The sequence below is a fragment of the Tomitella cavernea genome, from assembly GCF_016599145.1.
GTDB lineage: Bacteria > Actinomycetota > Actinomycetes > Mycobacteriales > Mycobacteriaceae > Tomitella > Tomitella cavernae.
The window spans coordinates 39,904-60,748 of record NZ_JAENKO010000011.1 but is presented as its reverse complement, the minus strand read 5'-3'; the positions used below and the strand labels follow the sequence as shown (position 1 = coordinate 60,748).

19 protein-coding genes and 2 pseudogenes are annotated in these 20,845 nt (G+C 69.9%); 12 read left to right on the top strand and 9 right to left on the bottom strand.

The genetic code is table 11. The annotated features are described in order from the left end of the window. Nucleotides 1–34 precede the first annotated feature (34 nt). From JJ683_RS06465 to htpG, 3 genes are all read right to left on the bottom strand, one after another. Nucleotides 35–829 (bottom strand): acyl-[acyl-carrier-protein] thioesterase, encoded by a 795-nt coding sequence (locus JJ683_RS06465; protein ID WP_200172343.1) that lies wholly within the window; start codon nucleotides 827–829, stop codon nucleotides 35–37. Beyond that, nucleotides 826–1,353 (bottom strand): acyl-CoA thioesterase, encoded by a 528-nt coding sequence (locus JJ683_RS06460; RefSeq protein WP_200172341.1) that lies wholly within the window; start codon nucleotides 1,351–1,353, stop codon nucleotides 826–828. The genes JJ683_RS06465 and JJ683_RS06460 overlap by 4 nt, the downstream gene beginning before the upstream one ends. Before the next feature lie 89 nt (nucleotides 1,354–1,442). Beyond that, complete coding sequence (gene htpG / locus JJ683_RS06455; RefSeq protein WP_307810729.1) at nucleotides 1,443–3,515, bottom strand: molecular chaperone HtpG; 2,073 nt, start codon at nucleotides 3,513–3,515, stop codon at nucleotides 1,443–1,445. Nucleotides 3,516–3,784: 269 nt separating this feature from the next. On the opposite strand from htpG, the gene JJ683_RS06450 reads away from it, so the two are divergent. The 3 genes from JJ683_RS06450 to JJ683_RS06440 are packed head-to-tail and all read left to right on the top strand — an operon-like array spanning nucleotide 3,785 to nucleotide 4,989. Beyond that, complete coding sequence (locus tag JJ683_RS06450; RefSeq protein ID WP_372435251.1) at nucleotides 3,785–4,162, top strand: SHOCT domain-containing protein; 378 nt, start codon at nucleotides 3,785–3,787, stop codon at nucleotides 4,160–4,162. A gap of 19 nt (nucleotides 4,163–4,181) precedes the next feature. Continuing rightward, nucleotides 4,182–4,400, top strand: a complete 219-nt coding sequence (locus JJ683_RS06445; protein ID WP_200172337.1) for a hypothetical protein — start codon at nucleotides 4,182–4,184, stop codon at nucleotides 4,398–4,400. 49 nt (nucleotides 4,401–4,449) lie between these two features. Then, nucleotides 4,450–4,989 carry an O-acetyl-ADP-ribose deacetylase gene (locus tag JJ683_RS06440; protein WP_200172335.1) on the top strand — a complete coding sequence of 180 codons (540 nt, stop codon included), beginning with the start codon at nucleotides 4,450–4,452 and terminating at the stop codon, nucleotides 4,987–4,989. Nucleotides 4,990–4,993: 4 nt separating this feature from the next. Here the strand turns inward: JJ683_RS06440 and JJ683_RS06435 are convergent, their stop codons facing one another. The 3 genes from JJ683_RS06435 to JJ683_RS06425 all read right to left on the bottom strand — a co-directional run bounded on the left by JJ683_RS06435 (nucleotide 4,994) and on the right by JJ683_RS06425 (nucleotide 7,592). Continuing rightward, on the bottom strand, nucleotides 4,994–5,200 hold the full coding sequence (locus JJ683_RS06435; protein ID WP_200172394.1) for a hypothetical protein: 207 nt from the start codon (nucleotides 5,198–5,200) through the stop codon (nucleotides 4,994–4,996). A 62-nt stretch (nucleotides 5,201–5,262) separates the two neighbouring features. Next, on the bottom strand, nucleotides 5,263–6,459 hold the full coding sequence (locus tag JJ683_RS06430) for a fatty acid desaturase family protein (RefSeq protein ID WP_200172333.1): 1,197 nt from the start codon (nucleotides 6,457–6,459) through the stop codon (nucleotides 5,263–5,265). 89 nt (nucleotides 6,460–6,548) lie between these two features. Next, complete coding sequence (locus JJ683_RS06425; RefSeq protein WP_242474461.1) at nucleotides 6,549–7,592, bottom strand: ferredoxin reductase; 1,044 nt, start codon at nucleotides 7,590–7,592, stop codon at nucleotides 6,549–6,551. Between the two features lie 270 nt (nucleotides 7,593–7,862). Between JJ683_RS06425 and JJ683_RS06420 the strand changes: the two genes are divergently transcribed. The 6 genes from JJ683_RS06420 to JJ683_RS06400 all read left to right on the top strand — a co-directional run bounded on the left by JJ683_RS06420 (nucleotide 7,863) and on the right by JJ683_RS06400 (nucleotide 14,147). Further along, on the top strand, nucleotides 7,863–8,489 hold the full coding sequence (locus JJ683_RS06420; RefSeq protein WP_200172329.1) for a TetR family transcriptional regulator: 627 nt from the start codon (nucleotides 7,863–7,865) through the stop codon (nucleotides 8,487–8,489). A gap of 142 nt (nucleotides 8,490–8,631) precedes the next feature. Beyond that, nucleotides 8,632–10,662, top strand: a complete 2,031-nt coding sequence (locus JJ683_RS06415; RefSeq protein ID WP_200172327.1) for a BCCT family transporter — start codon at nucleotides 8,632–8,634, stop codon at nucleotides 10,660–10,662. Nucleotides 10,663–10,886: 224 nt separating this feature from the next. Continuing rightward, nucleotides 10,887–12,368: a wax ester/triacylglycerol synthase domain-containing protein gene (locus JJ683_RS06410; RefSeq protein WP_200172325.1), complete on the top strand. Its 1,482-nt coding sequence runs from the start codon at nucleotides 10,887–10,889 to the stop codon at nucleotides 12,366–12,368. 304 nt (nucleotides 12,369–12,672) lie between these two features. Continuing rightward, nucleotides 12,673–12,801 (top strand): hypothetical protein, encoded by a 129-nt coding sequence (locus JJ683_RS19420; protein WP_277952084.1) that lies wholly within the window; start codon nucleotides 12,673–12,675, stop codon nucleotides 12,799–12,801. A gap of 49 nt (nucleotides 12,802–12,850) precedes the next feature. Next, nucleotides 12,851–13,027, top strand: a complete 177-nt coding sequence (locus tag JJ683_RS06405) for a hypothetical protein (RefSeq protein ID WP_200172323.1) — start codon at nucleotides 12,851–12,853, stop codon at nucleotides 13,025–13,027. A gap of 262 nt (nucleotides 13,028–13,289) precedes the next feature. Next, a complete protein-coding gene (locus JJ683_RS06400) occupies nucleotides 13,290–14,147 on the top strand; it encodes an LLM class F420-dependent oxidoreductase (protein WP_200172321.1) in 858 nt (285 codons plus the stop codon). A gap of 44 nt (nucleotides 14,148–14,191) precedes the next feature. Here the strand turns inward: JJ683_RS06400 and JJ683_RS06395 are convergent. Both JJ683_RS06395 and JJ683_RS06390 read right to left on the bottom strand, forming a co-directional pair. Beyond that, nucleotides 14,192–14,514, bottom strand: a pseudogene (locus tag JJ683_RS06395) (carboxymuconolactone decarboxylase family protein); the annotation flags it as partial. Nucleotides 14,515–14,861: 347 nt separating this feature from the next. Beyond that, nucleotides 14,862–15,550: pseudogene (locus tag JJ683_RS06390) on the bottom strand (aldehyde dehydrogenase family protein); the annotation flags it as partial. 498 nt (nucleotides 15,551–16,048) lie between these two features. Here JJ683_RS06390 and JJ683_RS06385 point away from each other — a divergent pair. Continuing rightward, complete coding sequence (locus JJ683_RS06385) at nucleotides 16,049–16,621, top strand: TetR/AcrR family transcriptional regulator (RefSeq protein ID WP_200172319.1); 573 nt, start codon at nucleotides 16,049–16,051, stop codon at nucleotides 16,619–16,621. Between the two features lie 945 nt (nucleotides 16,622–17,566). On the opposite strand, the gene JJ683_RS06380 is transcribed toward JJ683_RS06385, so the two are convergent. Next, nucleotides 17,567–18,250, bottom strand: a complete 684-nt coding sequence (locus tag JJ683_RS06380) for a GMC oxidoreductase (protein WP_200172317.1) — start codon at nucleotides 18,248–18,250, stop codon at nucleotides 17,567–17,569. 135 nt (nucleotides 18,251–18,385) lie between these two features. On the opposite strand from JJ683_RS06380, the gene JJ683_RS06375 reads away from it, so the two are divergent. Together JJ683_RS06375 and JJ683_RS06370 are read left to right on the top strand one after the other, a co-directional pair. Then, nucleotides 18,386–19,231 carry an NHL repeat-containing protein gene (locus JJ683_RS06375; protein WP_200172315.1) on the top strand — a complete coding sequence of 282 codons (846 nt, stop codon included), beginning with the start codon at nucleotides 18,386–18,388 and terminating at the stop codon, nucleotides 19,229–19,231. A 144-nt stretch (nucleotides 19,232–19,375) separates the two neighbouring features. Then, nucleotides 19,376–20,833: an FAD-binding protein gene (locus tag JJ683_RS06370; protein ID WP_200172313.1), complete on the top strand. Its 1,458-nt coding sequence runs from the start codon at nucleotides 19,376–19,378 to the stop codon at nucleotides 20,831–20,833. Nucleotides 20,834–20,845 lie beyond the last annotated feature (12 nt).

The window sequence follows — 20,845 nt, the reverse complement described above, 5'->3', positions numbered from 1 at the left end:
AGCGGCGGGAACCCGGGCGTCAGGCGCAGCCGGGTCAGCCGAGAGACAGGGGCAATACGTGCGCCCGCGCGTGCTCGACGTCGCCGACCAGGAACCACAGGCCCGCGCCGCCGCCGGACGCCGCCGTGCGCACCCGCAGCGGCGCGCCGGGCTCCACCGGCCGCAGATACTCGACGATCACCCGGTGCGGGGCCGACCGCAGCGCCGGGTCCTGCGTCAGCAGGTCCTCCACCGCGTGCAGGTAGACGGCGTTGTTGAGGTGCCGCATGGGGTCGATGTCCGTCGCCCGCAGCGCGAAGTCCCGCTCTTCCGCCCCCTCGTCGAGCGCCGGCGCAGTACCGGTGAGCATTGGCCGCCAGCGCAGCCGGTGCTCGGTGGTGCGCGCGAGCAGGTCGGCCTCCAGCTCATCGCTGATGCGCATGGGCGCGCCGGTCTCCGGGTTGATGCTGATCCAGAACGCCTCCGTCTCGATCAGACCGTCGGGGCTGTCCGCGTCCCCCTCGCTGGTCAACCGCACCCGCATCGTCGCCCAGCGGGTGGACATCGCCGAGCACCAGCGCTGCAGGCGCACCTCGGCGTGCCAGGGGATCGGCCGGTGCACGTCGATGACGCTGCGGCGCACCACCCACACCGGGTTGGTGCCGCCGGGCATCTGCGCGATGTGGTCGAAAGCGATGTCCTGCAGGAAGCGGGCGACCCCGTCCAGTCGCAGGCGCTCGTCCATGTCCACGTCGCCCGTGCGCACCCGGCGGCGGCATTCGAACATGGGCCCCGACTCCGGCATGGGCTGCAGCGGCACCACCACGGATCGTTCCGCCGCGCCTGTCATCGCGCCGCCGGGGACAGCGCGGCGGTGCCGGGGCGCGGACGCAGCCGCACGGGCTCGGTCAGGTGCGCCTCGAGCCGCCCGCGCAGCGCATCGTCGATGGGCACCGCGCCGGTGAATCCGGGGTCCGTGATGACGACGACGGACTCCGTGCGCACCGCGACCTGCGGGTGCCCGTCCGCGCGCACCTCCGCATCGAGCGTGAAACTGGACCGGCCGATGTGGCCGATCCAGAAGTCGAACTGCAACGGTTCGACGGAGTACCGCACCTCCTCCGGGTACTCGATGGTCTGTTGCACGATGAGGTACGCGCGGTCCGCGCCGTCCACGTCCAGCAGCCCGCCGGCGGGCGTGCCCGCTGCGTCGACCGCGCCGTACCGGAGCAGCCGGTTGCGGGCCTCCTCGATCAGGCCCAGCACAGCGGCGTTGCTCACGTGCATGGCCGGCGTGATGTCCTCATAGCGCATGGGCACCCGCACCGTCAGCGCGCAGGACGGCGCGCCGGCCGCGCCCGATCCTCCGATCATCGGTCCTCCATCCTGTCCCGCAGGCCTCCGCCCGTTGCGCATACAACCGTCGGCGAGCCCACGCGCGATCGTACGCAGCGCCGATGCGGCTACAGCGACGAGGACAGCTTGTCGCCCAGCAGTTTGGCGAACGCGGCCGGGTCGGACAGCTCGCCGCCCTCTGCCAGCACCGCCATCCCGTAGACCAGGTGCGCGGTGTCCGCAAGACCGGCATCGTCCGGGCGCGATTCGTGCGCGGCGCGCAGGCCTGTCACCAGCGGGTGGGTGGGGTTGATCTCGAGGATCCGCTTCATCTGCGGAAGTTCCTGCCCCATCGCCCGGTACATCTTCTCCAGCTGCGGGGTGATATCGAACGTGTCGCCCACCACGCACGCCGGCGATGCGGTGAGACGCGTGGACAGCCGCACCTCCTTGACATCCTCGGAGAGCAGCTCCTGCATCCATCCGGTGAGCCCCGCGAACTCGCCGGAGCGCTTCTCGCGCTCCTCTTCCGCGGCCTTGCGCTCGTCCTCGGTGTCCAGGTCCACTTCGCCCTTGGCGATCGACTGGAAGCGCTTGCCGTCGAAGTCCTGGACCGCGTCCACCCAGACCTCGTCGACGGGGTCGGTGAGGATGAGCACCTCGACGCCCTTGGCACGGAAGGCCTCCATGTGCGGGGAGTTCTCCACGGCCTGCCGCGATTCGCCGGTCATGTAGTAGACGACGTCCTGGTCGGCACCGGCCCGCTCGATGTACCCGGCGAGCGTGGTGCGCGCCGGTGCGGCGTCGCCCGCCCCTTCCCCGTCGGCGTCCGCCGTGGCCCCGTCGGCGTCCGCCGTGGCCCCGTCGGCGTCCGCCGTGGCCCCGTCGGCGTCCGCCGTGGCCCCGTCGGCGTCCGCCGCGGTGTGCGTGGACTGGAACGAGGAGACCTCGAGGATCTTCTTCTGGTTGTCGGCGTCGGAGAGCAGCCCCTCTTTGAGCACGCGGCCGAACTGCTCCCAGAACGTCGCGTAGTCGTCGGGCCGCTTGTCCTGCATCTCGGCGATCGTGGACAGGACCTTGCGCACCAGGCCCTTCTGGATCCGGCGCACCTGGCGGTCCTGCTGGAGGATCTCGCGGGAGACGTTGAGCGACAGGTCCTGCGCGTCCACGACGCCCTTGACGAAGCGCAGGTACTCCGGCATGAGTTCTTCGCAGTCGTCCATGATGAACACGCGCTTGACGTACAGCTGCACCCCGCGGCTGTGCTCGCGCTGGAACAGGTCGAACGGCGCCTGCGAGGGAATGAACAGCAGCGCCTGGTATTCGAAGGTCCCCTCCGCCTTCATGGGGATGACCTCGAGCGGGGAGTCCCAGCCGTGGCTGACGTGCCGGTAGAACTCGGCGTACTCCTCGTCGGTGACCTCGCTGCGAGGGCGCGTCCACAGCGCCTTCTGCGAGTTGACGGTGACGACCTCGCGCGTCGGCTCGCCCTGCTCCTCACCCTCCTCGGGCGGCGGCGCGGGCACCGTCTTCTCCATGCGGATCGGCCACGCGATGAAGTCCGAATGCCGCTTGATGATGCCGGTCAGCGTCTGCTCGGAGGTGTAGTCGAACAGGTGGTTCTCGTCGTCGGCCGGCTTGAGGTCCAGCGTGACGGAGGTGCCCTGCGGCGCGTCGGCCTCGCCCTCGATGGTGTAGGTGTCCTCGCCGCGCGACTGCCACTTGGTGCCGGCGTCCTCGCCCGCCTTGCGCGAAACCAGCGTGACCGTGTCGGCCACCATGAAGGTGGAGTAGAACCCGATGCCGAACTGCCCGATCAGCGCCTCCGCCGCCGCGGGGTTGTCCGCGTCCTTGGCCTCCTCGGCGGCGGCGAGCGCCTCGCGCAGCTGCCCGGTGCCGGACTTCGCCAGGGTGCCGATGAGGTCGACGACCTCGTCGTGGGTCATCCCGATGCCGTTGTCGCGCACCGTCAGCGTGCGCGCCTCCGGGTCCGCGATCACCTCGATGTGCAGGTCGGACGTATCGACGTCCAGGTCCTTGTCCTGGAAGGCGGCCAGCCGGAGCTTGTCGAGCGCGTCGGAGGAGTTCGAGATGAGCTCCCGCAGGAACGAATCCTTGTTGGTGTAGATCGAGTGGATCATCAGATCCAGGAGCTGGCGCGACTGCGCCTGGAACTCGCGGGTTTCCACCGAGGGGGCCACGGGATTGTCCTTTCGACCGAACTGTCCTGCCTGCACTGTCCTGCCTGCGCGTCGTCGCACGTGCGGACTCGCGCACGCGCCGACGCCCGGCATGTTAGCGCGCACCCCCGTCGCTACCGCCGCGGGGACCGGCCCTTGTCGCCGACGGGGCAGCGCCCTTCACGGAAATCCGCCGATCGACGGCCTCCGGCAGCCGAACCGTCCCGAATCGCCGACGATTGTGCTTGGATCACATCAGTAACATTCAGTTCGATCGGGGAGTTCTGAACATGTCGTTCTGGGAATCCATCTGGCTCATCATCGTGGTCTTCGCGTTCGTGTGCTACCTCATGGTCCTGTGGACCATCATCACGGACCTGTTCCGCGACCATAAGCTCAGCGGATGGTGGAAAGCCGTCTGGGTGATCTGCATGTTCATCTTCCCGCTGCTCACCGCCTTGGTGTACTTGGTGGCCCGCGGCCAGGGCATGGCCGAGCGCCAGCGCGAGGCGATCGCGGCCGCCAAGAACGCGCAGGACGACTACATCCGCAACGTGGTGCAGCAGACAGGTCCGGCCCAGCAGATCGCCGACGCCAAGGCCCTGCTGGACGACGGCACGATCTCCCAGGACGAGTTCGACACGATCAAGACCAAGGCTCTGGCGTGACACGTGGAACGGTGGCGCGATGAAGAACCTGCTCTCGAAGATCAGCTTCGCGCAGTGGCTCGGCCTTGTCCTGGCCGTCCTCGCCATCGTGTTCGTGTTCACCAACACGAACACGGCCAGCATCACGCTGTACGGGTTGCACTTGAGCGGGCCCACCTGGCTGATCCTGCTGATCGTCCTCGCCATCGGGTGGCTGATCGGCCTGCTCACGGGTAGAAAACGGTACAGGGGCAACTGAGCGGTCCCCGACGCGCAGACGGGGGAGGGCAGTCAGGAGGTGGCCCGGGATGCACGACGGCGGCCGGGGCGCGCCCGTGATCGAGGTGGTCCGGGGCGATATCACCCGGATCCGGGTCGACGCCGTGGTCAACGCCGCGAACTCGTCGCTGCTCGGCGGCGGTGGCGTCGACGGCGCGATCCACCGCGCGGGCGGACCCCGGATCCTCGCCGCATGCCGCGAACTGCTGCGCACCTCACTTCCCGACGGGCTCCCCTCGGGACAGGCCGTGGCCACCACCGCAGGCGACCTGCCGGCGCGGTGGGTGATCCACACCGTGGGCCCCGTATACGACTCGGCCGGCGGTGAGCACCAGGCGGCACTGCTGCGGTCGTGCTACGCGGACAGCCTGGCCGTCGCCGACGGGCTGGGCGCGCGCACAGTGGCGTTCCCACTGATCTCGGCGGGCGCCTACGGCTGGCCGGTCGATGATGCGGTGACGCAGGCGTTCTCGGCGATCCGCGCGGCCACCACCGCCGTCGAGGCCGTGACACTGGTGGCCTTCGACGAGCCGGTGGCCGAGCTGATGCGCCGGCTCCGCCAGCGCTGACCCGCTAACTCAGGTCGTCGTCGCGGCCGTCCTCGCGCGCCTTCTTCGCCGCGTCGCGCAACTCCAGGCCGTCGGTGAGCATGTCGCCCACCTCGCGGGCCACGTCACGGACGCACGTGGTGATGATGGTGGCGATCCGCCCCACCCGCACCGCGGTCGACTCCGTCAGCTCCTGCGCGATGTCCTTACGCGATTCGAACTTGCCGACCATCACGCACCCCTCCCGTCATTCCGCATCCCGCCGGCCGGCGGGATGCGGGCCTGTCGGCACCATCATGCCGCACGGGCGGACCGCTCGATCACCACCTCGGGCACCTTCGGCCGCCCGACCAGCGTGTTCGGCAGCGCGAAGCGGAATATCTTGCCCCAGACGGAGCCGACCTGCCGGAAGAATCCGCCGGTGTTGTACGGCAGGCCGTAGCGCCGGCAGATGTCCTCCACCCTCGGGGCAAGCTCGGGATAACGGTGCGCGGGCAGATCGGGGAACAGGTGATGCTCGATCTGGTGCGACAGGTTGCCGGACAGGATGTGGAACAGGGGGCTGCCGGAGATGTTCGCGGAGCCGAGCATCTGCCGCACATACCACTCGCCCTTGCTCTCGTCTGCCGTCTCCTCCTCGCTGAACGACGCCACGCCCGTGGGGAAGTGGCCGCAGAAGATGATCGAGTACGCCCACAGGTTGCGGACGATGTTCGCGGCGCCGTTGCCCACCAGCGTGGTGACGAAGAACGGACCCGACAGCGCGGGGAAGACCACGTAGTCCTTGAGCACCTGGCGGCCGGCCTTGTGCCACCAGCCGACGGCGAGCGGCTTGACGTCCCCCCAGCCGCGCTTGCCCTGCACCACGTTCTCGATCTCCAGGTCGTGCAGCATCACGCCCCACTCGAACAGCACCATCAGCAGCGTGGCCCACACCGGGTTGCCCAGATGGTAGAGATTCCACTTCTGCTCGGGGTCCATGCGCAGGATGCCGTAGCCGATGTCGCGGTCCTTGCCCACGATGTTGGTGAAGGTGTGGTGCATGTAGTTGTGCGAGTGGCGCCATTGGTCCGCCGGGCAGACGGTGTCCCACTCGAACTCCCGGGAGCTCAGGCCACGCTCGCGCATCCAGTCGTACTGGCCGTGCATGACGTTGTGGCCGATCTCCATGTTGTCGAGGATCTTCGACAGACTCAGCGCGCCGACGCCAGCCAGCCACACCGGCGGCAGGAACGGCGCGTACATCGCCGCGCGGCCGGCAACCTCGAGCCCGCGCTGCGCCTTGATGACGTTGTAGATGTACTCGCGGTCCTCGGATCCGAGCTTCGCCACCGTCTCGGCGCGCAACGCGTCGAGTTCGCGGCCGATCCCCTCGACGTCGTCGCGGGTGAGCACGGCGGGATCGGCCGCTTCCGACCGCGGTGTCTCGTCGCTTCGGGCCGCATCTCGGCGGGTGATCGTCCGGCCCAGCGGACCCAATAGTGCAAACATGTCTTCTCCTCGTCGATGATCGAGCGGGGCGGATTCCGGTAAGTGCTGCGACACGCGTCAGATGACCGTCACGTCACACGACCCTGACGTCAGATGACGATGTCGACGTCGCCGACGGGCCTGTTGATGCACAGCTGGATGGGCTGGTCGGGTTCGGCGTCCGCCTCGCCGGTGAGCGCATTGCGCGTGCTGCCCGAGCGGCGTACTGCCGTGCAGGAGAAACAGATGCCCATGCGGCAGCCGTACTCGGGGCTCAAGCCCGCAGCCTCGGCCTGTTCCAGCAGCACATCGCCGGTGTTCGCGGCGTCGACGCACGAGGCGGAGAAGGTCACGGTGCCGTGCACCTCGTCGTCGGACGGGACGGCTGCGGGCGCCGAGTCGAACGCCTCCGTGTGCAGGCCGTCCCCGAGGCCCATGCCGTCGTAGACCTCCCGTACGGCCGCCATCATCCGCGCCGGCCCGCACAGGTATGTCTGCGCACCGCGCGCCCACGGTGCCGCCTGCGCCAGGTGCGCGGCACTGAAGTGACCGTCCACGTCACCGGCCCCGTCCGCCGCCGTGCAGCCCACGATCACGGTCACCCCGCGTGCCGCCGCAAGCCTGCGCAGCTCCTGCGCGTGCACAAGCTCGTCCGGTCGGCGGACGTAGTGCAGGAAGGCCACGCGGCCTTCGTGACGTTCGTCGACCAGGGTCCGCAGCATCGCGAGCACCGGGGTGATCCCGCTGCCGGCGCTGATGAGGACGATGTCCCGCGGCCTAGGCCGCGGGAGGCGGAACTCACCGGCGGCCTGGCCCAGGTCCACCATGAGACCGGGCCGCGCCCGCGCCAGCAGTTCCCGCGAGACGAGTCCCGACGGGTGCGCCTTCACCGTGAGTTCCAGCCGGCCGCCTGCCTTGTGTTCGGAGCTGCACGGGGAGAAGCAGCGCGTGTGCCGCACGCCGTCGACCACCACCCCCACCCGCACGAACTGCCCGGCGCGGAAGCCCCGCCACTGCCGCGTGGGCCGCAGCTCCAGAGCCACCGAATGATCACCCTCACGGCGAACACTCGTAACGATCGCCCGCAGGTCGTTCACCGTCACCGTCGGCGCGACCAGTTCGGTGTACCGATCGATCCCATGCGGCGTCGTCATCGCCTCGACCAGACCCAGCAATCGCCGAAACTTAGGCAGCCTTCGTGTTCCAACTGGGAGTATCTCCGTCATGCCACACCCTCCTGCCGCCCCTCACGGCATGTCGTCACCGCGCACCCGCACAGGGACATCGGCGATTCCGTGTCACCACCGGAATGCGATCACCAATTTTCAGTGCACATCCGTACACTCGTTATTGTGACAGCAGAAGCGGCAGCGGGGTCAAGGGCGGCGCCCTGTGATCTGCGCTACGGACATAGACTCGACGGCATGGTCGAGCCCCTCGGCGCGTCGCGGGTCTCGCGCGCGGAACGCAAACAGCTCACCCGGCGTGCCCTGTTGGACGCGACGCTCGATCTGCTCGCGGACCGCAACTTCTCCGGCCTGAGCCTGCGCGAGGTCGCCCGGGCCGCCGGAATCGTGCCGACCGCCTTCTACCGGCACTTCGCCTCGCTCGACGACCTGGGCGCGACGCTCGCGGAGGAGGCGATGCGGGTGGCCAGGCAGGTGCTGCGGGACGCGCGGCGCGGCGGCGGCCCACCCACCGTCGACGCCGCACTGGCGGCGCTCGACGCGAAGGTGCGCGACCGCCCCCGCGAGTTCCGGTTCCTCACCCGTGAGCGCCACGGCGGCACTGCGGAGATCCGGGACGCCATCGGCTCCGAAATGCGGGCGCTCGTCGGCGAACTGGCCATCGACCTTGCGCGCACGCCGGTGCTCGACGCGTGGGCCCCCGCAGAGCTGGACACGGCCGCGGACCTGCTCACGGTGACCGCCCTCGAATCCGTCCCAGCCCTGTTGGGACCGCAACGCGACCACGCCGCGGCGCTCGAGCGCGTGGGACGGCAGCTGCGGATCATCGCGGCCGGATTGTCGGCCCGGGCGCCGCGCGACTGACCCCGCGCCGCACCGTCTCAGGTTGAGGCGCGGCCGCTTGTGTCCTAGCGTCGAACGGATACCGACATCAGCGCCAGACCGACACCGAACACACCGCCCCGGCACCTGCCAAGGAGCCGGGGCGGCGCAGGGAGAGGCCTCCGTGAAAACCATCCAAGACGCCTGGCGGGGCATCCGCAAACCCGTCTTCATCCCGGCGTCGCTCATCATCTTCGGGATGATCGCCTTCGCCGTCATCTATTCCGGCACGGCGGAGGACGCCTTCACCTCACTGAAGGACGGCATCGCCGACGGCGTCGGCTGGTGGTACATCCTCTCCGCCACCGGCTTCGTCCTGTTCGCCGTGTACTGCGTGTTCAGCCGTGTCGGCAGCATCCGCCTGGGCCGCGACGACGAGAGGCCGGAGTTCGGCGTGTTCTCGTGGTTCGCCATGCTGTTCAGCGCCGGCATGGGCATCGGCCTCGTCTTCTACGGCGTGGCGGAGCCGTTGTCGCACTACATCCTCCCGCCGCAGTCCGGCGGAATCGAGGGCGGCACCGACGCCGCGGCCAATCAGGCGATGCAGCTGACCATGTACCACTGGGGGCTGCACGCGTGGGCCATCTACGTGGTCGTCGGCCTGGGCTTGGCGTACATGACCTACCGCAAGGGGCGCCCCATGTCGGTGCGGTGGCTGCTCGAGCCGCTGCTGGGGCGCAAGCGGATCGAGGGCCCCATCGGGCATGCCATCGACGTCATCGCCGTCGTCGGCACGCTTTTCGGCATCGCCACGTCGCTGGGCTTCGGCGTGCAGCAGATCTCGGCGGGCCTGGAATACCTGGGCTGGCTCACGGTGGACAACCCGGTGAAGATCATCATCATCGCCGTCGTCACCGCAATGGCCACCTTCTCGGTCGTATCGGGTGTGACCAAGGGCCTCAAGTGGCTGTCGAACATCAACATGGTCCTCGCCGCGCTGCTGGCGGTGTTCGTGCTGGCGCTGGGCCCCACGCTGTTCCTGGCGCAGGCGTGGGTGCAGAACCTCGGCGGCTACATCCAGGCGCTGCCGCAGATGATGCTGCGCACCGCGCCGTTCTCCGACGACTCGTGGCTGGCCGACTGGACCATCTTCTATTGGGGCTGGTGGATGAGCTGGGCGCCGTTCGTCGGCATGTTCATCGCGCGGATCTCGCGCGGGCGCACCATCCGCGAGTTCATCGCCGGCGTGATCCTGGCCCCCACCATCATCGCGTCGCTGTGGTTCACGATCTTCGGTGATTCCGGGATCCTGCGCCAGCGCGACGACGGCGACATGCTCGTCGACGGCGCTGTCGACACCAACACGACGCTCTTCCACATGCTCGACGGCCTGCCGCTGGGCGTCATCACGAGCGTGCTGGCGATCGCGGTGGTCGTTTTCTTCTTCGTCACCTCCTCCGACTCGGGGTCGCTGGTGATCGACATGCTCTCCACCGGCGGCGACATGAACACCCCCAAGATCACGCGCGTGTACTGGTCGGTGCTCGAGGGCGTCGCCGCCGCGATCCTGCTGGTGGTGGGTGGCGCAGGGTCGTTGACGGCCCTGCAGACCGCGTCCATCGCCACCGCCGTGCCGTTCTCGATCGTGCTCGTGCTCGCATGCGTCTCTATGCTCAAGGCATTCCGGTTCGACCTGGCGCACCGCCCCCGGTACATCCAGGTGTCCACCCCCGGCGGCGGCGCGTCCACCGTGCTCGCGACGTCCGACGCACCGGGACCGGGACCGGGCACGGCCGCGCAGCCGTCGAAGTCCGGACCTGAGCCGCAGCGCGAGCTCGTCGGGGCCGCACCGGCCGGGGAAGGCGCCGCGTCCGGGCACTGGTGGCGCCGGTCCACAGTCTCCGCGACCTTCGCCGGGTTGTCACCGTCGGACCGGCCGGCGCCCGAGCCGCAGGACGATTCGATCGTGGTGCGCGTGCACGAAATCCCGGTCAGCGCACTCGAGGTGGACCCCGAGACCGGCGCCGTCGGCTTCGACAGGTCCGCAGGACCGTCAGACCCGCTCGGCGGCGAGGTGTTCGACACCCAGGAGTTCGCCGAATCCGCCATCGGCGTCGAGATGCTGGGCAACGGCGGCAACGGGGGCAACGGCACAGGTGCCGGAGCCGATGGCTCGGACGACCGGGCCGACGGATCCGAGAAGAAGGACGACTGATCTCGGGCAGAGCATTTCTCTCGTTCGTCTGTACCGACTGACCCCGGCCGACATCGGGGCCGCGCACGTGCGTAGCCGCCGATGGCCGTAGCGTCCGGTTCGTTGTCACCGGTGTGCGTGTGTCGACGCATCAAGCACGATCCGCGCAGGCACGCGCGCACCGGTACGGGCCAAGGATGCAGAGAGGTGCTATGCGGCGCGGGATCACCGGGGATTTCGAGTCAATGTCCTCGAGGGATGCGGTATACCTCTATGACGAACATCCCCGGCACCACGAAACGATCATCGCCTGCTATATCTTCGAGGCACCATCCGGCGTCCCGCCCTCCTGCAGCAGCCCCGCCGCTCTGCGCGCATGGATGGAAGCCCGGCTCGCCGCGGCACCACTGTTCACCCGGCGCGTGCGCTTCGCACCGCTCCACCTGGACCTGCCGGTGTGGGTCCCGGTCGCCGAGGTCGACCTCGCCGCGCATGTCCATCTGCACCACGTGAATGGCGACTGGCCCGCCCTGCGCGGCGCCATCGGCACGGTGGCGGCGTCACCGATCGATCTGGCCAGGCCCCCGTGGGAGCTGCACGCTCTCACCGGCGCCCGGTTCGTGGACGGACAGCACCCGGTGACGGCCGTGGTACTTAAGGTGCACCACAGCGCCGCCGACGGAATGGCGGTCCGCGCGATGGAATCAGCGTTGTTCGCATCCATGGGGACGCATTCGGAAGTTGCGGGGGATTCAGGAAGCAGGAACGGCACACGAAGGTCGGCGCACCCGCTCGAAACAGCGGCCCGCGCTGCGGCACAAGCCCCCGTGCGCGCATTCCGATTCGCACGTCGCCTCCGAACGACCAGCTCGGACGTCGAGGATGCCGGGACACCTTCCCGGCAGGACTGCGCCGCGGCGCCGCGGCGCAACCGCCCGATGACACCGTTCAACGCCCCGGCAACAGGCGGCCTCGTGTTCGACGTCGCCTCCTTCCCCCTCGCCGACGCCGCGGCGGCCCGAGCCGCCGCCCCCGGAGCGACCGTCAACGACGTGCTCCTCACAGCGGTGGGCGGTGCACTTCGACGGCACCTTGCAGTCGGGAGGACCGCAGCGGACGACCAGGAGCGGCAGGAGTCGCTGGCCGCCCTGGTCCCCATCTCCCTGCGCCTGCGGGACACCCGATCCGGCGGTTCCCGGAACCTTGATGCCGGGGGCGGCTCTGCGAATCAACTGGTATTGGGCACGGTCGACCTGCGCACCGACATCGCCGAGCCGGCCGCCCGGCTCGCGGCGGTGACCGCGGCGTCCGCGGCGGAGAAGTCGCGGTGGATGGATCCGCGCACGCGCAATGCCCGCTCGCGGATGGACGCCGCGCCTGCGTGGCTGCTCGCAATCCGCGGCTGGGTGCGCAGTCATTCAAGCGTGTCCGCCACATCCACTGTCTTGCGCAACACCATGGTGAGCAACCTTCCCGCACCCTCGGGCGAGTCGGAGTTCGACGGGACGCTCTTGCGGACGGCATTCGGCGTGCTGCCCGTCGTCGACGGCGACCGGCTGCGGCACCTGTTCACGACCAGCACGGACCGAATCACCCTGTGCGTCAGTGCAGACGACGACGCCCTCGCCGTTCCCGCGGATTACGCCACGCTGGTCCTCGAGGAGATCGATGCCCTCGTCGCTGCCGGGCGTGTTGCGCAGAATCGGGTCAGTGACCCTGGTCTCTGACCAGCCTTCGCTATTACCTTCCCCACAATCATGTACTCTCCGGTAAGAACAGTCCAGACGGATGTTCAGTACGGACGAACGTTCCAGAATGATGGGAGAACAACCATGGGCTCCATGCCTGGTCTCGCTGATCTGCTGCCGCTACTCGGCCTCACGGGCAAGCTCGACTCGATGTCGCTGAACATGTTCGGATCCCTGTCCGACTCGCTCGGCGTCACGATCCCCGAAGAGTGATCCGCGCCTGCCTGCGCCAACGTGCGCATCGACGGGCCACCCCTGAACCGCACTGACAAAGGAGTACACGATGCTCGGTTCCCTCAGTGACCTCATCACTTCCGCACAGTCCAGCCTGGGCGATGCGACCGGCTCGGCCACCGATGTGTCCGATCTGGTCTTCGGCAGCCTCCAGGACATCATCGGCGCAGACAACTGATCTGCGCACGGGCTTTCCCCCTGCGCAGATCCACACAAAGGAGTACAGAATGATCAGCGATTCACTCGGCAACCTCCTCGGCATCGCCAAGGGCAGCCTGACCAACCTGGGCGGCTCCATCGGCGACCAGGCCGGCAACGGCATCGGCAGCATCGCCGACAACCTCAACCCGATCCTCGACGGCATCGCCACCGGCAGCCGTCAGGGTGAAGGCGGCGGCAAGTAGGACCGGCGCCGCATGCCCTGCGGGGCGGTCACCGACGGTGACCGCCCCGTCGTCGTCCTCACCCGCGCATTTTCCAACATGCTGCACTGCCGTACGGTATTTTCAATATGAATGAAGTTCTCCGGCGCATCCCTCCGGCCTGCGGCGCCAACGTCTTGCGGACACCTGTCCGGCCACTGCTCTAGGCTGTCACTTGCGGTGCAGGCACTGACCTCTCCGGCCCGGCCGCAACCGGAGAACCCGCGAGAAGCGAGGAGCCCCCGTGCGTTTCGGAGTAACCCTGTTCACCAGCGACAGGGGCATCACCCCCGCCGCCGCCGCGCGCGCCGCCGAGGACGCGGGCTTCGACTCGTTCTACGTCCCCGAGCACACCCACATCCCGGCCCGCCGCGAGGCCGCGCACCCCGCCACCGGCGACGCCTCGCTGCCGGACGACCGCTACATGCGCACCCTCGATCCGTGGGTGGCCCTGGGCACCGCGATACCGGTGACTTCGACGATCCGTCTGGGCACTTGCGTCGCGCTGCCCGTGGAGCACGATCCACTCACGCTCGCGAAGACCATCGCCACCGTCGACCACCTCTCAGACGGGCGGGTGACCCTGGGCGTGGGCTTCGGCTGGAATCTCGACGAACTGCGCGACCACGGCGTGCCCGTCGGGCGCCGGCGGACGATGCTGCGCGAGTACCTCGAGGCCATGCAGGCACTGTGGGACGACGAGGAGGCCGAGTACCACGGCGAGTTCGTGGATTTCGACGCCGCGTGGGCCTGGCCCAAGCCGGTGCAGCGCCCGCGGATGCCGGTGATCGTCGGCTGCGCGGGCAACGAGAAGAACTTCCGGTGGATTGCCCGGTCGGCCGACGGCTGGATGACCACCCCGCGCGAGGACGGGCTCGAACCGGGAATCGCGGGACTGCGCAGGGCGTGGGCGGATGCCGGCCGCGACGGTGCACCGCTGATCCACGCCCTCGTACCGGGGCGCCCGGACCCGGACGAGCTCGCCCGCTGGCGAGATCTGGGCGTCACCGAGGCGATCTGCGGCATGCCCGACGCGGACGAACCGACCGTCGCCGCCTACCTCCAGAACCTCGCCGGGCGCGTCGCGCACCTGCGCGGCTGAGGCCGGGCGCCGACCCGCCCCGCCACGGCTTGCTCCTCGCGTGCGGCGGCCTTCTCGTGCTGGTGGACGACCTTGCCCACCAGCTGGTCGAACTTCGTACCGCTGGGCCGGCCCACGTAGAGGCACAAGAAGACGGCGACCTCGCTCAGCCGCCGCCGTCGCGCTCACCGTTGCGCAAGGGCGCGCCGATCTGGATCTCGGCGATGTCGAGCACCCCCTGTGCCGCGAGCGAGCCGAGCAGGATCAGGAGCCTGTCGCACACGCTGAGCCCGTCGCGCTCCCAGGTGTCGGCGAAGAGGCGGTCGACGGTGATCCCGTAGAAGTCGCCGGGCAGGTCGCCCGGCTCAAAGCCGTAGACCTCGCTCATCCTGGCCAACCCCCGCGCCCGCCGCGCGGTGCCGGGCCCGCGCCCATCCACCCGGCCCCCAGCCGCCCGGGCACCGCGCGGCCGCGCATCGTCCGGCCACGCATCGTCCGGCCACGCATCGTCCGGCCACGCATCGTCCTGACCCGACCCCGACGCACCCCGGTTCCCTTCCGTCCCGCTCATGCGCGTCCCTCCCGTTCCTCGTCGGCGGCACCCGCGTGCACCACCAGCCCCGGGCCATGGGCCCGCCCATCGAGACCAGACCGATGTACCCGATGCGCGGCGCCGCCACGTCGTTCGGAAGATCCGTGTCCTGCTCGCCCGCGCCGGTTCCCGCCGCCGCGCCGTCACCGCTCGGCATACGCCACCGCCTTCGTCTCCAGATACGCCTCGAAGCCCGCCACACATGTTTCGCGGCCGATCCCCGACTGCTTGTAGCCGCCGAACGGCACGTCGGGCGAGAACCAGAGCCCCCCGTTGACGCCCAGCGTGCCGGTGCGGATTCCACGCGCCACGCGGTCGACGCGGGCCGGTTCGTCGCGCCACACCGCGCCGGAGAGCCTGGGGGGGGAGAGTCGTTGGCGATGCGGACGGCGTCCTTGTCGCCGTCATGCGGGACGATCACCAGCACAGGGCCGAAGATCTCCTCGCGCGCTGCACGGGCCGTGTTGCCGAGCCCCGCGATGAGGGTGGGTTCGAGGAAGTACCCGCGCTCACACCCCGGCGGCCGCCGCCCGCCGCACACCACGGTGCCGCCTTCTTCCACCGCGAGAGCCAGATACGACTCGACCCGCTCGCGCTGGAGCTCGGAGATCAGCGGCCTGCACACCGTGCCAGGGGCAGCCGGGTCGCCCGGTTTCAAGTCGGTCAGCGCCGTGGCCGCGGCGGCGGTGGCCTCGTCGAGCCGGTGACGCGGCACCAGCATCCGGGTGGTGATGGTGCACCCCGCGGCCAGGGCCGGGCCGATCTTCGCGAGGGTGATCCGGTGCGGGAAGTTCCACGGGGTGATCGCCGCGGCGACGCCCGCCGCCTCGCGCAGCTCCTCGATGTGCCGCCGCCGTCGGCCGCGCGGCTCTTCGGTGGCGGGGTTGTAGGTGGCGAAGGTGGCGCCCGATGCTGCGGGCACGAGCTTGCCGTCGATCAAGAGGTCGGTGCTGACGTCGGGACGCAGCAGCATGTCTCACCGGCTTCCGGGAGCGGGCGGCCCCGCTCGGACTCGTTCGGACAGGCGTCTGGACTCTAGTGTTCCGCGCGTCCGGCTGCAGAAGGTTCCGCCGGAGGATTTAATAGCCAGACACCCGTCTGGCCCGGTGTCGACACGGCATGCGTTCGTCTCTACGGTGAGCGGCAGCGGACGCACCGGGCGGCCGCCGGACGGGAGGAGGTGCAGCAATCGAGCAGGGTCAGCGGCGCGCTCCGTCCGTCGCCTCCCCGTCGGCACCCGTCCACACCGGCCCACTCCACACCGGCCCACTCCACACCGGGCCACTCCGGACCCGGCCGCACCGCTCCGGGTGCCGTAGCGTCCGGACACATGTCCGCTGATGACCGGTTCGAGTCCACCCGTCGCCGCCTCACCGCCCACCAGGCCGAGACGGTGGCCCGCCTCGCCGACGCCGCCGTTGCGGTGCTGCGCGAGCGCGGGCACGCCGCACTGACGGTGCGGCTGGTGGCGGCACAGGCCGGGGTCGCGCCCGCCACCGCCTACACGTACTTCTCGTCCAAGAGCCACCTGCTGGCCGAGGTGTTCTGGCGCCGGCTCGCCGCGCTGCCGCAGCCCGAGGGCCACGAGGGCACCCCCGTCCAGCGCGTCACCGAGGTGATGCGCGCGGTGGCACTGCTCGTGGCCGACGAGCCCGAGCTTGCCTCCGGCGTCACCGCCGCCCTGCTCGACGACGATCCGGAGGTCGCCCACCTGCGCGTGCGCATCGGCACCCGCATCCACGAGCGTCTGTCGCATGCACTCGGCCCCGGAACCCCGCCCGAGGTGCTCGAGGCGCTCGAGGTCATGTGGGACGGCGCGCTGCTGCGCGCGGGCATGGGCCACCAGTCGTACGCCCGCATCGCCGACCGCCTCGAGACCTACGCCCGCCTCATATTGGAGTAGCCGATGCCCCAGATGCCCCAACCCGCGTAGCCGCCCGCCACGGACAAGACGACCGAGGATCCGCCCCGCCGCGATCCGCCCGGCACGCCGGGGTACGGCGGCCGCCCCGGCCCCGTACCGGCTGGACCCGTACAGCTATGTCCTGCACGAGGACCCGTATCCGGTCTACCGGTGGCTGCGTGGGCACGAGCCCGTTCACCACTCACCCGATCTGGGCTTCTGGGCGGTGTCGCGCCATGCCGATGTGCGCGCGGTATTCCTGGACAAAGAGTGCTTCTCGAGCGCGAACGGCGTCACCCTCGACCCTGCCGCCTACGGCCCGCACGCGCACCGCACCATGTCGTTCCGCGGTCGTTCCGCGCGATGGACGACCTGAAGCACCTGCGCATGCGCCCGTTGGTGTCGCGCCGGTTCAACCCCCGCCGCATCGCGCCGATGCGAGCGCGGATCACCGAGATCACCCACGAGCGCGACAGCAGTGCCGGCCTGCTCAGCTTCGGTGTGGGCACGCATTACCGCCGGGGAGTGCACTTTGCCCGGCTCGAAGCCACGGTGATACTCACCGAGCTGCGCGACGGCGCGAGCGGATCCAACCTCGACGAGGCCGGCTGCGAGCGGCTCGCGCAGAAGATCCGCTACGCGGGCGGCGAGACTTGCGGGCGGGCCGGGTGCACCACGGTGCTGAGGCCTGGGCAGACGCTCACCGGCATGGGCGTGGACGTCGCCCGAGGACGTCGGCCCGCTGCTCGAAAACTGGCGACGCTGGGGCCTCCCCGGCACCCGCATCTCCTGGCGTGCCTCCGACATCGCCGACGCCGTGGCCGCCTGCGTGTCGACGCCGCGGGGCGCACACGTGCCCCTGACCGAGGGCGAGCCGGAGGCGCCCTTGGAGGAGTGATCCGGCCCGCCCGCACACCGGCACCCTGGGCGCGCGCGGGCGCTGCGTCACCGGATGTCGGTCGCGATGATGCGCTCCATGTTGCGCTCGGCGAGCGCGGTGATCGTGACGAACGGGTAGACGCCGACGTTGCCGGGCGCGAGCGCGCCGTCCACGACGTACAGGCCCGGGTACTCCGGCACGCGGCGGTAGTTGTCAGTCGCCTTGCCCAGCACGACGCCGCCCTGCTCGTCGATCTGCCCCATCTTCACGCTGTATCCGCCGCCGGCGGCCGGCGCGACCGCGGTGACCCGGTGCAGGGGCGTGACCGTCAGCAACCCGGTGGCCGCGGCCTGCGCCCGCCAGGTCTTGTCGAGCGACTTCTCACCTGCGTTGTCACCGCAGATGACCTCGCCGTTCAGCGCCGAAGGATTGACGATGCCCGCGGCCTCCTGCCTCATGTGCTCGAGGTCGTACACGTTGGGGACAAACTCGGGGGTGCACCCGGAGCGGTGCGCGGTCTCGCGGGCCGTACGCGTGGACCGGCACCGGGGCGTCGACTCGAACCAGTCCTTGTCGATGCCGAAGCCCATGAAGTCGCTGACCGGCTGGGCGGTCCTGTCGGTCAGCCACATCGGGCGTTTGCCGGGCTGGACCGTCCCGCAGAGCATCTTCCCGTCGGTGCCCGGGGTGTCCCACCGGCGGCCGATTTCGACGATCCGCGTGGGGATGCCGGCCTGCGAATGCACCATGACGCATTTCACCACGTTGCGTTATTCATTTGTTATAACGCGGCGAAAAAAGATACGTCATTTGGCGGATACTTTTTATGCTCGTGCGGTCTAACGTCGTATCCGCATCGACTTACGACCGCCCCGGAGCACACCATGAGCCCACTTTCCCCTGTCACGACACCGGCGACCCTCCCCTCCGCAGCGCGCACCGGACATCCCGAGATCCACGTCGCCGACTTCACCGGCGCCGGGATCATCACCGCCCGCATCACCGACGGAACCCTGCACACCGCGCGCACGCCCGCGTCCGGGCAGCCGTTGTCGGCGGCTGCGGTCGGCGACGACCTCTACTTCACGACCTGGAGTTCGCCCCTGGGCGACGGCACCCTCCAGAAGATGCCGCGCTCCGGGGGCTCGACGGAGGCCGTCGCGACCGGACTCCGCTGCCCCGTCGGGGTCGCCGCCGACGACCACGCCGTCTACGTGGCGACGTTCTACGGCATGCTGCATGTGTTCCCCCACACGTCGGAGCCCTTCCGGATCAACCTCGCAGAGCGCCTCACCAGCCCCAATGGCGTCGCATTGCACGACGGGACGCTGTACCTGGTCGACTGGGACGCCGGGTCCGTAGCCGCCCTCGACACCAGCGGACTGACCGGCCCCGGGGCGGCGCCTGCCATCCGCACCGTCGTCCGCCCCGGCGGCTTGACCCAGCCAGGGCACATCGCCGCGGGCGACGGCGCCCTCTACGTCACCCAGGCCGGCGGCGCGCGGGGTCTCGACGGCACCATCGAACGCATCGACCTGGGTACGGAATCGCCGCGGCCCGAGACCCTCGTCGATCGCCTGCCGTACCCCACCGGCATCGCGCTGCACGACGGCACGCTGTACACCTCGACGGTCGACGGCCGCTGCGTGCTGGCGATCGGCATCGACGGCACGGCGCAGGCGAAGCCGGTGATCACCGGGCTGGAGACGCCGTGGGGGCTCGCCATTTGAGCATCCGGGCCGGCCGTGGACGAGGACGGGCGTTGTCCGGACACCTGTCCGGCGTCTAGGATCGCTCTGCGTAGAACACGTTTCACCGCCGAGGTGATCGGGCCGCCGCAGCGGGCCCGGCCTGCGACGCGACGAAGGAGCCCCATGAGCAACCCCAGCACCGCGCCGGTCCCGGCGCAGTCCGTCACCGAGTACTCCGACGAGGTCGACGTTCTGGTGATCGGCTTCGGCATCGCCGGCGGCTCCGCCGCGGTGGGCGCCGCCGAGCAGGGCGCAACGGTGCTGGTGCTCGAGCGCGCGGCCGAGGCCGGCGGCACCACCGCCATGGCCGGCGGCCACTTCTACCTGGGCGGTGGCACCGCGGTGCAGCGCGAGACCGGCCACGACGACTCGCCCGAGGAGATGGCCAAATACCTCACCGCCGTCTCACGCGAGCCCGACGAGGCCAAGATCCGCGCCTACTGCGACGGCTCCGTCGCCCACTTCGACTGGATCGAGTCGCTGGGCCTGAAGTTCGAGCGCAGCTACTATCCCGAGAAGGCCGTGATCCAGCCCGGCACCGAGGGCCTGATGTTCACCGGCAACGAGAAGGTGTGGCCGTTCAAGGACGAGGCCGTCCCGGCGCCGCGCGGCCACAAGGTGCCCCAACCGGGCGACACCGGCGGCGCAAAGATGGCCGTCGACGTGCTGCTGCGCCGTGCCGAGGAACTCGGGGTGCAGATCCGCTACGAGACCGGCGCCAGCGCGCTGATCACCGACGGCGGGCGGGTCGTCGGCGCCGCGTGGAAACGCTTCGGCGACACCGGCGCGATCAAGGCGAAGTCCGTGGTGATCGCCGCCGGCGGGTTCGTCATGAACAAGCAGATGGTGGCCGAGCACGTCCCACAGCTGGCCAAGAAGCCGTTCACCCTGGGCAGCACCTACGACGACGGCCTGGGCATCAAGCTGGGCGAATCGGTGGGCGCCGCCACCGAGCACATGGACCAGGCCTTCATCACCGCGCCCGTCTACCCGCCGTCGATCCTGCTCACGGGACTGATCGTCAACGCCGAGGGCCGGCGCTTCGTCGCCGAGGACTCGTACCACTCGCGCACCTCCGGCTTCGTCATGGACCAGCCGGGGCAGAAGGCGTATCTCATCGTCGACGAGGCGCACATGCAGCGCCCCGAATTCCCGCTGTGCCCGTTCATCGACGGCTGGGAGACGGTGCCGGAGATGGCGGACGCGCTGGGCGTCCCCGCGGACGCCCTGACTGCCACCCTGGACCGCTACAACACGTACGCCGCGCGCGGCGAGGACCCCGACTTCCACAAGTCGCCCGAGTGGCTGGCGCCGCAGGACCGCGGGCCGTGGGCCGCGTTCGACATGACCCTGGGCAAGGCCCTGTACGCGGGATTCACGATGGGTGGGCTGCGCACCTCCGTCGACGCGCAGGTGCTCCGCCGCGACGGCAGCGTCGTCGACGGCCTGTACGCCGCGGGCGCCTGCGCCTCGAACATCGCCCAGGACGGCAAGGGGTACGCCAGCGGCACCCAACTGGGCGAGGGGTCGTTCTTCGGGCGGCGGGCCGGGCACCACGCCGCCGGCCGGCACGACCGGTGACCCCCCGCCCGC